Source organism: Dyadobacter sp. CY351, from assembly GCF_021502625.1.
In the GTDB taxonomy this organism is placed as follows: Bacteria; Bacteroidota; Bacteroidia; order Cytophagales; family Spirosomataceae; genus Dyadobacter; species Dyadobacter chenhuakuii.
In genome coordinates this window covers 164,907-178,378 of sequence record NZ_JAKFFU010000015.1, presented here as the reverse complement: position 1 = coordinate 178,378, position 13,472 = coordinate 164,907, and the positions used below count along the sequence as shown (strand labels likewise).

Annotated in this window: 12 protein-coding genes; 4 read left to right on the top strand and 8 right to left on the bottom strand. The window is 45.8% G+C overall.

Annotation, left to right across the window (positions count from 1 at the left end; genetic code table 11):
- Positions 1-1,284, bottom strand: coding sequence for a sorbosone dehydrogenase family protein (locus L0660_RS24545; RefSeq protein WP_235161797.1), 1,284 nt, complete (start codon positions 1,282-1,284; stop codon positions 1-3).
- Between the two features lie 218 nt (positions 1,285-1,502).
- Here L0660_RS24545 and L0660_RS24540 point away from each other — a divergent pair, with 218 nt between their 5' ends.
- Both L0660_RS24540 and L0660_RS24535 read left to right on the top strand, forming a co-directional pair.
- Positions 1,503-1,832 (top strand): hypothetical protein, encoded by a 330-nt coding sequence (locus L0660_RS24540; protein WP_235161796.1) that lies wholly within the window; start codon positions 1,503-1,505, stop codon positions 1,830-1,832.
- Positions 1,833-1,947: 115 nt separating this feature from the next.
- Positions 1,948-3,126 (top strand): AGE family epimerase/isomerase, encoded by a 1,179-nt coding sequence (locus tag L0660_RS24535; RefSeq protein WP_235161795.1) that lies wholly within the window; start codon positions 1,948-1,950, stop codon positions 3,124-3,126.
- A 7-nt stretch (positions 3,127-3,133) separates the two neighbouring features.
- On the opposite strand, the gene L0660_RS24530 is transcribed toward L0660_RS24535, so the two are convergent.
- The 3 genes from L0660_RS24530 to L0660_RS24520 are packed head-to-tail and all read right to left on the bottom strand — an operon-like array spanning position 3,134 to position 9,166.
- On the bottom strand, positions 3,134-5,305 hold the full coding sequence (locus tag L0660_RS24530) for a c-type cytochrome domain-containing protein (protein WP_235161794.1): 2,172 nt from the start codon (positions 5,303-5,305) through the stop codon (positions 3,134-3,136).
- A 45-nt stretch (positions 5,306-5,350) separates the two neighbouring features.
- Entirely contained in the window at positions 5,351-6,805 is a 1,455-nt protein-coding gene (locus tag L0660_RS24525; protein ID WP_233796264.1) for a DUF1501 domain-containing protein, read from the bottom strand.
- A 39-nt stretch (positions 6,806-6,844) separates the two neighbouring features.
- Positions 6,845-9,166, bottom strand: coding sequence for a PSD1 and planctomycete cytochrome C domain-containing protein (locus tag L0660_RS24520; protein ID WP_235161793.1), 2,322 nt, complete (start codon positions 9,164-9,166; stop codon positions 6,845-6,847).
- A gap of 275 nt (positions 9,167-9,441) precedes the next feature.
- Here L0660_RS24520 and L0660_RS24515 point away from each other — a divergent pair, with 275 nt between their 5' ends.
- Together L0660_RS24515 and rbsK are read left to right on the top strand one after the other, a co-directional pair.
- Positions 9,442-10,041, top strand: a complete 600-nt coding sequence (locus L0660_RS24515) for a class I SAM-dependent methyltransferase (RefSeq protein ID WP_235161792.1) — start codon at positions 9,442-9,444, stop codon at positions 10,039-10,041.
- A 3-nt stretch (positions 10,042-10,044) separates the two neighbouring features.
- Entirely contained in the window at positions 10,045-10,941 is an 897-nt protein-coding gene (gene rbsK, locus L0660_RS24510; protein ID WP_235161791.1) for a ribokinase, read from the top strand.
- Here the strand turns inward: rbsK and L0660_RS24505 are convergent.
- From L0660_RS24505 to L0660_RS24490, 4 genes are all read right to left on the bottom strand, one after another.
- Positions 10,938-12,170, bottom strand: a complete 1,233-nt coding sequence (locus L0660_RS24505; protein WP_235161790.1) for a multidrug effflux MFS transporter — start codon at positions 12,168-12,170, stop codon at positions 10,938-10,940. The two genes, rbsK and L0660_RS24505, sit on opposite strands and share 4 nt — an antisense overlap.
- Before the next feature lie 176 nt (positions 12,171-12,346).
- Positions 12,347-12,658, bottom strand: a complete 312-nt coding sequence (locus L0660_RS24500; protein ID WP_157486679.1) for a hypothetical protein — start codon at positions 12,656-12,658, stop codon at positions 12,347-12,349.
- 99 nt (positions 12,659-12,757) lie between these two features.
- Positions 12,758-13,102, bottom strand: a complete 345-nt coding sequence (locus L0660_RS24495) for a DUF86 domain-containing protein (protein WP_233796259.1) — start codon at positions 13,100-13,102, stop codon at positions 12,758-12,760.
- Entirely contained in the window at positions 13,095-13,331 is a 237-nt protein-coding gene (locus tag L0660_RS24490) for a nucleotidyltransferase family protein (RefSeq protein ID WP_235161789.1), read from the bottom strand. Before L0660_RS24490 ends, L0660_RS24495 begins: the two co-directional genes overlap by 8 nt.
- Between the last annotated feature and the right edge of the window lie 141 nt (positions 13,332-13,472).

Genomic DNA, 13,472 nt, shown 5'->3' with positions numbered 1-13,472 from the left:
TTATTTTTTCTTGTAATCAATTTTAAAAATAGTGCCGTTCAGGTCATCGGTGACGTAAAGTGCGCCGTCCGGCCCTTGTGCGAGACCGCATGGGCGATGCTGGATCGGGCCGGTTGGTTTAGCCAGGTCCGTTCCGGCAAAATTATCCGCAAAAATTTCCCATTTGCCAGGCTTACCATTCACAAATGGCACAAATGCAACCAAATAGCCTTTTTTCAGCTCAGCAGACTGGCTGTGAAATGCAATGAATGCGCCATTTTTATATCTCGCCGGGAACTGGTTACCAGTGTAAAACATGATCGCATTAGGACCGAGATGCGCTGGAAATGCAACCAGAGGATTGATCGCTTTTTCACCCGCCGTCTTCTTGCCATCACCGCCATATTCCGGTGCGAGGATTTTTTTGTTCTGGAAATGGTCGTAGTAAATGTAGGGCCAGCCCGCATCGTCGCCTTCTTTTAATCTGTAAAGGGTTTCAGCAGGAAGTTCAGCACTTTGTTTTGGAGTGTAGTATTGAGGGTAAAAATCATCAAACTTTCCACGCCCGTGCACGGTTGCGTACAATGCATTTGTTTTTTGATCCCAGTCAATTCCAACTGCATTCTTTACACCCGTCGCGAAACGTACGCCGTCCGAAAAAGTCTGTCCGGCTTTATCCGCCTTGAATTTCCAGACCCCACCCGCAGAATCCAGGATCGTGCAGGGCGACATTCCCTTCCCCGACCCGGTTTCACGGCAATTATCACTGTATGAACCCACTGTAACATAAATGTTACCCGCATTATCCAGCGTGATCGGCTTGGCATTGTCGCGGCCATGATCGGTCAGTCCTTCGATGATCTTTTCCGGTTTTTCAAAATCTACAACTTCCTCCTTATCATTCAGTTTATAACGAAAGACCCCTTTGTTGGAAGAGCTGTATAAATAACCGTTTTTGATTGCAATGCCCGTTCCCTGGTAATCCCCGAAAAGCGTTTTGCTCTCAATTTCACCATCGCCGTTTGTGTCTTTGATGTGGTAAATCCCTTTCCCGTCTTTCAGCTTGGAAAGCTTCACATACATGTCACCATTTTTCCCGATCACCATGTGGCGGGTTGCGCCGAGGTCGGTTGCCAGGATTTTTGCTGAAAAGCCGGCGGGCAGTTTAAGTTCAGCTGCTTCAATCGGGAATTTTTTGTTACCGGATGTAGGAGGATTAGCCGGAACATTTGTGTAAGCAAACAAGCCGGTGGCGCCTGCTAATGCCAGAAATGCCCCTGTGATTTTTGATAATTTTTTGCTCATGCAATGAGTAATAATGAGTTAAATAAATAAAAAGCTGACCGCCGTGCGGACAAATTCCGTGTCTATATTAGAAAGCATTTCACCGAAACTTTATTACTTGTTGTGCCCGCTCAATTTTCCTTATATAAATGTAAATTGGAATGATTTTTTTTAACATATTTGAACCGTAGAACTAGAAAAACCTCGCTTACAACCAGCAAACCAATAAATTTTGAGCTATGAATCCATATGACGATGATGACGATGAATTGTTTGACGACGATTTGCCAGGAAATTATCCCGCGGAGGAAGACATTTTTCGTCAGGGCCTGATTGATCCGGATATTGATCCTGAGGACATTTCAAAAGTAAAGAGTGAAATAGAACTGGAATCGGATGACTGGAATGAAAAATCCTTCGACGATGATCTGATCGGCGACGACCTGGACGTTCCGGGATCAGAGGACGATGACGAGGACGAAATGATCGGCAGAGAAGACGAAGAAAACAACTATTACAGCCTCGGCGGAGACAATCACGATAACCTGGAAGAAAACCAGGGCGACTAGTCTCTTCAAACATATTCATAAAACCGGACAACTCCCTTGCCCGGTTTTTTTATGTCCGGATTCGCCATAAGTATGATCAGCCGGCCGTATACTTTTGCTAAAAAAGAATTGGAACATGGCCGAATTTACTCCCGAAGCTTTCAAGAAAGAATTGATCAGCATCCTTACTTATTGGGAAAAACACGGCCCCGACCCAGAAAAAGGCGGATTTTATGGTCGGGTGAATTATGAAAATCAGCCTGTTAAAGATGCTGATCGCTCCGTTGTATTGACAGGCCGTATTTTATGGACTTATTCACTCGCACACCGGCTGTTCAAAGAAGCCAAATATCTGACATTGGCCGACCGCGCTTACCAGCAACTGGTAAAGCATTTTTTTGATCCTGAGCATGGTGGCGTTTATTGGTCTGTGAAAGCGGATGGAACGCCTTTGGAAACCAAAAAACAGATCTACGGCAATGCATTTGCCATGTACGGACTTAGCGAATATTTCCGCGTTACACATTTTCAGCCTGCATTGGATAAGGCCAAAGAACTGTTTAATGTCATCGAAAAACACGCATTCGACCCGGTTAATGGCGGCTACCGCGAAGCATTTGCCCGCGACTGGTCCGGCACAGACGATTACATTCTGAGCAAAAGTCCCTGGATCAAAAGTATGAACACGCATTTGCACCTGGTGGAGGCTTATGCCAATTTATACAGCGTGTGGCCGGATCCGAAATTGAAAAAACAAACTGCTAACATGCTGGAAGCGATCATTACCAGGATCGTGAACCCGAAAACGAACAGTATGGAGCTGTTTTTTGACGAAAAATGGAAATCGAAAGACCACATTGTTTCCTATGGGCACGACATTGAAGCTTCCTGGCTTTTATTTGAAACTGCTGAAATCCTGCACGATGAGCGCCTGATTGGCAAACTCAGAAAAGTGGCGATCGCGATGGCCGATTCCGCTAGTAAGGGACTGGCAGCGGACGGCGCGCTGAATTACGAATTTGATCCTGAAACAAAACATTTGCAAACGGATCGTTCCTGGTGGGTTTTGGCGGAACAAATGGTTGGATTTTACAATGCTTACCAGCTGACCAAAGAGGAACAATATAAAGTTAAGGCTGAACGCAGCTGGGATTACATCGTAGAGAAGTTCGTAGATCACGAAAAAGGTGAATGGCACGGCACCGTCAAGGCCGACGGCACGCTCGTGAAAGGAGACAAGATCAACTTCTGGAAATGTCCTTATCACAATGCGCGCGCATGTGCGGAAATGTTAAGACGCGTCTCTAAAAGCTAGAATGCAGTTAATTAAGGAACATTTCATCCACCAGCAGCAGTGCTTTATTGCCTTTGCTTCTGTGCCAGTCAGGAATTTTGTTTAATGGTTTCGCGATGATTTTCAGGTAAGAAACACTCTGTGGCTTGAATGTTCCTTCCACGGTTTGTAAACTGGGTCTATCGCCTTTTTTCGGCATTTTCGCCTTGAACCTCGTCAGCAATTTCAGATTTTGCGCATTATCACCACCCCATATTTCGATCGATTCGGGAGGGAAAATGCCGGTATCCTCTTCTACCATATAATGCACACCGAGAGACGATAAAAGGATCGGTGTTTTGAATTCTGAAATAAATGCCATGTCATTGTCCTTCACACCCGCCCAGTTGTTGGCCCAGGCGGGATTGTTTGCTCCGATAGCGCCCAGTTTATGATCGAAAAACGTCTTCGCTCCTTCTGCCTGGTGAACGCGGTTTAGCGGCGCTAACAAGTTGACGCTGTCTGGGTTATAGGCACTTTTGAAAAACTCAAAAATAGCCAGATCGCTTCCATACCAGCCATCTTTATATGCTTTGGCTTTAATAGTCCCGCTTTTGGTAACCAGCATTTTATCAAACAACGGCGACTTAATGCTGTCCGGCTCCGAACCATCGGTCGTGTAACGAATGTCTACATTCTTGATCGTGTGCCTGAGCTCCAAATCAAGCGATTTTGCAAAAATCGTGGAGCTGTTTTTCACCTGTGGCGGGTTGAGTTTCAAAGGACTTTTGCCATCGTCTTTGAACCCGCCGATGATTTCAATGTTCTTATTCGCCTTTTGTAGGTTTTGCACGTCCGCCGCAGTCAGCTTCGTGTCCCAGACTGAAACTGTTTTTAGTGGTTTAAGATTTGGCAATAATGCTTTCAGATCATTGAAATTAACTTTTGTACCGGACAATGTTAGGTTTTCCAGTTGTTTCAATGATGATAATGTCTTTAAACCATCGGCCGTAACATCTGTAAAGTTCAGGTCGAGCCGGCGTAGGTTTTCAAATTTTGTAATGCTCTTTAAATCCGCATCTTTTACAGGCATTTTATTGAGATTCAATGATATAACTTGCTGTTTGATCTCGCTTAGTTCATCCAGTTGCTTCACATCATATGTTGCGCTGTTGTAAATGTTCACAGCGAGTGCGGGGGATTCCCGGGCAAGCGGCAAAATCGTGCGGTAATCTGTATTCAGTTTCGCAATAGTTTCTTCATCAGCAGCATCAAATTGGTAGTCTGTCTCCTGTTCAACCGGCTTCAAGTAGGCAGTGGAAAATATCCTAAGTGAATCGTTTGCAGGCAATTCGGTGAGTTTTTTCTTAAAATCCGCATTCTTTTTAACCCAAAGTGTAAGCAAAGAAATCTCCTGCAATGTCAGTTGCGCCTTGCCCGTCGGAGGCATATGTTTTTTATCATCCAGGGGCAAATGCACGCGTTTCATCAGCAAGCTCATCTCGGGATTTCCAGCCACAAACAACTTTCCGGATTTGCCGCCTTTCAGCAAAGATGCAGCATCCGTCATATTCAGCTGGCCTTTCAGCTTATCCGGATTATGGCAGCTGGTGCATTTTTGTTCTAAAATCGGCTGGATCACGTGGGTAAATACAACGGCCTGCTCCAAAGGAACCGCCGCGATGGTTTTCTGACTATCGATCGGTTCCCAGATAAAGTTGCTGCCATGCGTTAATGCAGCACCATAATGTCCCGTCATCACCAATACCGCGACCGTCAGAAAAGCGCCCGCCCTGGCAATAGGAGCCTTATACCAGGTTGTGTTCCGTACAAAATAAATGAGTGATGCGAAAAAGAAAATGCCCGCGCCGGTCCATTTGTGGTAATCAAGAATATCGCCGGAGTAACCTTCCTCCTGCGACAAAAAAAGCCCCATCACCACCGTAACAGCAGCGAAAAGCGAGCCCACCAGCAGCATATTTTGCAGAAAATTTTTGTAAAAAAGATTGGTCGCGTACTCAGGCCGGAACCGGAAAAATTCCAGTAACATGGCAATGAGCAAGATCACAATCGGGAAATGCAGGATTAGCGGATGCATGCGCCCGACGGTTTGTAACCACGCCGGGATAACCAGTTTGTCTTCGAAGATCAGTAAAAATAGGATGACAATATTAGAGGCAACTAATAGCTGTTCTGCAAAAATCCTGAATCTTAAATGCATTAAAATTTAGCCGATAAATTGATCAATCGTTTACTGCCAGATATTTTAGCTGATAATGTCTTTCACCACTTTGCCGGAAACATCCGTGAGCCGGTATCTTCTTCCTAAGTGTTTGAAGATCAGTTTTTCGTGGTTCAGGCCCAGCTGATGCAGGATAGTTGCCTGGAAATCATGCACATGCACGGGATCTTTGGCAATGTTGTAGCCCAGCTCATCCGTTTCACCGTACACCATTCCTGGTTTGATGCCACCGCCAGCCATCCATATCGTAAAGCATCTGGGATGGTGGTCCCGGCCATAATTATCAGCAGTTAATTTGCCTTGCGTGTAACTGGTCCGCCCAAATTCGCCGCCCCAGATTACAAGTGTTTCATCCAGTAATCCACGCTGTTTCAGGTCAGTAACCAATGCTGCGGATGCCTGATCTACGTCCATGGCCTGTTTGGTAATCTCAAAAGGCAGGTTACCATGCTGGTCCCAGCCCTGGTGGTAAAGCTGCACAAAGCGTACGCCATTTTCGGATAGTTTCCTCGCCAGCAGACAATTCGCCGCATAAGTGCCTGGGACCAGACATTCGGGTCCGTATAATTTGATAATGTCGTCCGATTCCTTGGACAAATCCATCACCTCCGGCACGGCAGTCTGCATGCGGTAAGCCATTTCATACTGCTTGATTTTGGCTGTAATTTCGGGATCGCCAAATTCCTGGTATGAAAGCTCGTTCAGTTGCGAAAGATTGTCGAGCATATCCCGGCGATCGTGACGGTCCATTCCTTCCGGGTCGCGTAGATACAGAACCGGGTCCTCGCCTTTACTGAACTGAACGCCCTGATGCACCGAATCGAGGAAGCCATTGGACCATAATTTGGAATAAACCCCTTGTCCATTCCCAACGCCGCGTGAGAGCAGAACCGTGAAGTTGGGCAGGTTTTTGTTCTCATTACCAAGCCCGTAGCTCAGCCAGGAACCCATACTTGGCCGGTTTCCCTGCTGCGAGCCCGTTTGCAGGAAAGTTAAAGCAGGGTCATGGTTAATCGCCTCCGTGTACATGGATTTCACAAAACAGAGATCATTCACAATCTTGGCCGTATAAGGCATCAGATCACTCACCCAGGCACGCGAATCGCCATATTGCTTAAAATCCACAAACGATCCGACCAGCGGAAACGACGCCTGGTTGGCTGTCATGCCGGTCAACCGCTGCGTCCCGCGAACCGATGGCGGAATTTCCTTTCCGAGCATTTCGCGCAATTTCGGCTTATAATCAAACAGTTCCTGCTGCGAAGGAGCGCCGTTCTGGAACATATAAATAACCCTTTTGGCTTTCGGTGCAAAATGCGGAATGCCGGGCGCTAAACCGTCTTCCTCAAATCCTCCGCCTTTCAACAGATCGGGCATAAGCAAAGAGCCTAATGCCACACCGCCAATCCCGAGGCTCATGGAAGACAAAAAACGTCTCCTGTTGAAGTTGAACCCGTGCTCTAATATTTCCTTTTCCATATTGTTTCAAACTTTGGCTTTCAGTTTTTGCTGTCGGCTTCAAGATTTTGTTATGGTTTCTTCCAAATTATAGATCGTTGAAATGACGCGCATTAATGCTGCCTGTGCTTTTTTATCCACCTTTTTGGTAAGGGGATACTCTCCTACCGTCACCATTTTCTCCGCCTTTTCAGGCTTAATGGATTGCAATTGCTTGTCGTAATACGCGCTCAGCACTTCCAGTTCCTTGTCACTCGGCTTGCGGCAAACGATCAGCCGGAATGCTTTTGTGATCTTCTCTTTTGCCTCACTTTTTTCCTGCAACAGCTTGGCCGCCAGCACACGCGAAGCTTCCAGCACAGCCGGATCGTTCATCATTACGAGCGCCTGCAATGGTGTGTTTGTTTTTAACCTTTTTACTTCGCACAAGTCGCGGTTACTCGCATCGAAAATGCTCATGGTTGGCGGCGGAACCGTCCTTTTGATTAATGTATACATCCCGCGGCGATACAATGCACCGCCATGATCCTGATTATAAACGGATAGCAACCCGCGTCCTGACGTCGCGCCTTCCCAGAGTCCGGCGGGCTGATAGGGTTTCACGCTGGGTCCGCCAATGGTTTTGTTGAGCAGGCCGCTGCTGGCAAGCACGAGATCTTTGATAAATTCCGCATGTATGCGGTACCGCGGCCCGCGGGCGAGGAGAATGTTGTCCGGGTCAGTGGCTAGCTTTTCTTTCGTCACAACAGCGGATTGCTTGTAAGTGGCAGACGTAACCATTTGTTTTACAAGCCGTTTAATGTCCCACCCGTGGTCTATAAAATCGGTCGCGAGCCAGTCCAGCAATGCCGGATGGGAAGGAAGCTCGCCTTGCATGCCGAAATCTCCGGACGTTTTGACAATGCCTTTTCCGAAAAATTCCTGCCAGAGAATGTTCACATAAACCCGCGAAGTCAAAGGATTTCTCTTATCAAAAAGCCATTTGGAAAGCCCTAACCTATTTTTTGGATAACTTTTATCAAATGGCAAAATCGAAGTGGGCGTTGCAGGCTGCACTTCATCGCCCAGCGCATCGTAAACACCACGTTCCAAAATATGCGTCTTCCGCAAGGTGTCCAGATCGCCCATTACCGAGACGATCAACCGGTTCGTGTCAGGTTTGTTGATAAATGTCAGAATGTTCTTCACGTCGTCATTACTGATCTCCATCAACGGCTTTTTCGCATAAGTTTCCGGCCCGCCGATCACGGATTCTATCCCCACTTCTTTCACATTATTGAAGAACGCGAACATCTGGTAATATTCCTTTTGGGAAAAAGGATCGTATTTATGGTCATGGCAATGCGCACATTCCAGCGTAACGCCGAGTAACCCCTTACCAAACAAGTCATTACGGTCCGTTACATACATAATGCGATATTCTTCGGGGATAACGCCGCCTTCTTCTGTGATTTTATGGTTTCGGTTAAAACCTGTCGCCAGTAATTGTTCCTTTGAACTGTTCGGCAACAAATCGCCTGCTAACTGCCACGTTACGAAGTCATTGTAATGCATGTTTTTGTTAAATGCATGGATCACCCAGTCGCGCCATGGCCACTGTGTGCGGTAACCGTCATCCTGGTAACCATGCGAGTCCGCGTAACGCGCCAGATCCAGCCAGTGAATGGCCATTTTCTCGCCATATGCAGGGTTTTTCAAGAGCTGGTCTACCATTTTTTCATAGGCGTTTGCGCTATTATCGGCCATGAACTCGTCCATCATTTTCAATGTCGGCGGCAATCCGGTAATGTCCAGGCTGAGGCGTTTAAGCAGTCGCTCCTTATCGGCTTCTTCATTGGGTTTAACCCCCTTTTGTTCCTGTTTTTGTAAAATGAAATAGTCAATCTCATTTTTAGGCCAATCCTTATCGTCGACTTCCGGCAACGCAGGTTTTTTCGGCGCCACAAAAGCCCAGTGCTTTTCATACTTCGCACCTTGTTTAATCCATTTTTCGATGAGGTCAACTTCGCGTTGTGTTAATTTGAGATTGGAGCCTGTGGGAGGCATGCGAAGTGCTGTGTCGGCGGTGGTAATGCGCAGATAGACCTGTGAAAGTTCGGGCTTACCAGCGACCAATGCGTGCGCTTTTGGATTTTCCTGCAAAGCTTTAAACGCATCTTCGGCCACATCAAGCCGTAATCCCGCCTCGCGCTTGTTGGCATCGGGACCATGGCAGGCGAGGCATTTGTCAGACAGGATAGGCCGGATGTCAAAGTTATAGCTGACTTCCTTTGGAATATCTTCTTCAACAGCCTGGTTATCCGACGATTTGTTGCAGGACTGGAAACAGAGCGCCGATCCAGCCAGCAGGATGGTCAAAATCAATCTTCCTATAAAAATCATAACTGTGGGTTCAGGAAAAAACGCGCAATTTTTATTTAATATAATCAATTAACTAAAAAAATACACATTTATTGATACAATAATGCCAATTCAAATGTCTTAACTATCCTGCTCTGTACTGTTTTGCCACGGATATGCGTTTGGTTCGGCTTAGAAGTTTGCAACGTGCTCGATCCGGAAAGCTTTTCCATCGTTTTGCTCCATGTTTTGATAAAATCAGTTGTCCGTGTCTGAATTTTTTATTCTAGGTTTGTAATAACTATATGCGACATGCCATGGGATTAAGAACTTACATTCGTGAGAATTTTATTGCGGATATCAAACCATATAAGCCGAAGAATTTTCGCAAGCCTGAAAAAATGCTGGAAATTGTTTCAGCTTGGAAAGGTCTGGAAATGATCGTGGAGGACATTATCGATCAATTTGACTTAAAACGGGATCGCTGCATTGAATTTGGTGTAGAGTTTGGATATTCGACGGTGGTTTTTTCCAATTATTTCGAGAGTGTCACCGGCGTGGACACCTTCGAGGGGGATGTTCATACGGTCAATAAAAATGAGCATTTTGAAGAAACGAGTAAGCGGCTTGCTGGCTATGCTAACATTCAGCTGGTAAAATCAGACTACAAAGATTGGATTGCTACTGATAATCAACATTATAATCTGGCCCACGTGGACATTGTCCATAATTACGCAGAAACATTTGAATGTGGCCTCTGGGCGGCACAACATAGCGATTGCACGATTTTTCACGACACAGAAAGTTTCCCCGAGGTGCGGAGGGCTGTGAAGGATCTGGCCAAAAAAACGGGTCACAAACTCTATAACTATCCGCAACATTACGGATTAGGGATTTTAGTTGCCAGAAAACGTTGAGGAATGAGAAATAAGGTGCTCGTGATCGGAAGCTCCAATACGGACATGGTTGTGCGAACGGCTGAATTTCCAAAACCCGGTGAGACTGTTCTCGGTGGAAAATTTATGATGAATGCAGGTGGAAAGGGTGCTAATCAGGCCGTTGCAGCTGCGCGGCTGGGTGCTGACGTTCGCTTTGTGGCTAAAATCGGTCGGGATATTTTTGGGGACGAGGCAAAAAAAGGTTTTTTGAAAGAAGGCCTTGACATTCAATATCTGCTCGAAACCGCTGATTATGCTTCCGGCGTCGCGCTTATTACCGTCAATGCAAATGGTGAAAACGAGATTGTCGTGGCATCCGGCGCAAATATGGATCTGCGCCCGGCAGACCTACCGGATGAGATTTTCAATGATGTGGCTTTTGTGCTGATCCAGCTTGAAATTCCTTTGGAAACCGTTGCATACATTATTGATAAATGTCTGCGTTCCAACATTAAAGTTATCCTCAACCCCGCTCCTGCAGTAGCGTTAAGCAAGCAACTGCTCGAAGGTATTTTTCTCATTACACCTAATGAAACGGAAACCGGGATCCTGACCGGCATTTATCCTGATAATGAAGTCTCTATGCATCAAGCTGCCAACTTCTTTCACCGAGCTGGCATTGAGCATGTTATCATTACACTAGGCAGTGCAGGAGTTTATTTATCCAATCAACAATTTGCTGAAATTATACCTTCTAAAAAAGTGAAAGCGCTGGACTCGACGGCTGCGGGGGATGTTTTTAACGGGGCTCTACTCACCGCCCTTTCTTCCGGCAAAGACTGGCCGGATGCTTGCCGTTTTGCCTGCGACGCGGCTGCCATATCCGTAACCCGTGCGGGTGCGCAAAATTCTGCGCCGTATAGCAGTGAGCTCGATTAAAGCAAAACCGAAACTTCGTCTTCCACTTCTTTTCTGCTTACCTGATGTTTTACAACTGCATTACCAGCATGTAAAATAACCAGCCCACCCAAAGAACAGGCCGCCATCATACCGACCATCGGCAAGGCTGTATTGTTGTGCAGAATACTCACAATAGCAGAAATTATTGCCCCGGCACCCATTCTCCAGCTCCCCATCAACGCCGAAGCGCTGCCCGTATGTTTGCGGAATGGCGCAAGTGACAATGCGGAACTGTTCGGGCTCGTCAGGCCTTGTCCGGTGAGGAAAACAAACATCATCCCAATCAGTGAATACAGACCAAACCAGTTGTTATAAACACCTGCTATAAGCAAAATGCCCACAATGCTTTGGTAAAACAAAGTGACTTTTATGATTTGCTCGCTCTTGAATTTTTTAAGCAAAATGTGGTTCAGTTGCGTGGAACCGATCATGGCAACCGCGAGAAACGCAAAAATCCAACCGTACTGCTGCTCGGAAACTTTGTAAATGTTCATGAAAACATCTGACGAACCAGCGATATAAGCAAATGGAGCCGCTGTTGCCAGGCCGCCCGCCAATGTGTAGATCAGGAACTGAGGCTGTCTGATAACCGTCACGAAACCATTCATAACCGCCTTCGGGCGCAATGAAACCGAAGTATCGGCCGCTCTGCCTGTTGGAAGAAAGAAATAAATGGCGCCAATAATCATGGAAACAATTCCGGCCAGAATGATGAATATCCACTGCCATGCGATGGAAGCAGTCACATAACCGCCAATCGTAGGGGCGATCATGGGTGAAACGGCAATAACGAGGGTAATCAGGGAGAAAACTTCGGCGCGTTTTTCAGATGGAAAAAGGTCACTAACAAGCGCTTGCGAAGCCACCAGACCCACACATCCGCCCATGGCCTGAAAGAAACGCATTACAATCAGTGAATCCACAGAAGATGTAAGCGCACATCCGAAAGATGCCACCACGTATAAGGCTAACCCAGCATACAGTGGTTTTTTCCTACCAAAACGATCCAAGAGCGGACCATACAATATCTGCCCAAGACAGATCCCGATAAGATAGCTCGTCAGGGACAACTGCACCTGATCGATTGTAGTCCCCAGATCCGACGCAATCCGCGGAAAACCAGGAAGATACATATCAATGGAAAAAGGGCTGACTGTGGCCAGGAAGCCAAGGATGAGAATGATGAAAAAATACTGCTTGCGACTCATGAATTTCTAAAAACTTACTAATTATGAACGGGTGTTTCAGGCAATTAAGTTCCTGTTTATCAATAAGTACAATATTTTCACCATTGATGAATATCTAAAAGTGGGTTCTTTGTAAAATACAAATGCCCATCAAAACGGGAATGTTCTGATGGGCATGCAAATCAACTGGGTATCCGTTAGTTATCTACTTTTTCTTTAATGTCTTCTTTGGCTTCTTTGGCCTCTCTTTTGGTCGCTTTGTAAGCTTTTTTGCTTCCTTTTTCAACCTTGTCAGCGCCTCTTTCTACACCATCACCCACTGCCTCTGCGCCTTCTTTGGTTTTTTCACCAACCACCTTAGCGTCTTTCTTAATCTCTTTACCAGCTTTTTTGCCAGCAGCTTTCGTATTATCGACAGCCTTTTCCGTTTTTGTCCTCGAGTCGTCCTGTTGTGCAAATGCTGCCGTCGACAATCCGATCATTGCAGCTAAAACAAATACTTTTTTCATGATCATTCTTTTTGATGAGATAAATCGCCCCGCACCAACCGCCTTATCAGCAATCCAAGCAAAAGCAAAATATCTCAACAAAAATCGTTCCGGGGGAAGTTAATGGTCGGCTGATATGATTTCTTCTACCTGAATTTTTATAACGGGGATAATATTTTTCGCGACATCCCAGACGATAGCATAATTAACTCCCATATAATCATGAATCAGCCGGTCGCGCATTCCCGCCATATTTTTCCATGCAATTTTGCTCCATTTAACTTTCACGTCAGCCGGAATTTTCTTGGTTGCTTCTCCGATGATCTCCAAACTGCGAACTACGGCCCTTTTTAGGGTTTCGTCACGCATGAATTCATCCTTGCTCGTATTTGCAGATATGACCGAAGCAATGTATTCGCATTCCAGTAAAATATGGCGTAAATATTCAATGTATGTCTTAGACATATTCAACCTCATTAAGAATATGAGGGCCTATAAACGGGCTCAGCCCTTTCAATGAAACGACCTCAACTTTCTCCTCTTGGAACATTGATTCCAAAAAGTCGCACGTAGCAATAAAATTGAGATACGTCTCCATATCATTATCAAAGTCTACCAAGATGTCTATATCGCTGTCCTCATTTCTTTCATTTCTCCGTGCTGAACCAAACAAGCCGATCTTACTGACACCCATTTTACTTAACTGGGGTTTCGAAGACTTCAAGCGCTGCTGTATTACAGATTTACTCAACATTGGTTCTTGATCGAAGTTATTAATGATCAAAAGATGCAATTTTATTGACTAAAAAACAAAAAAACCGCCCGACAAACTGAC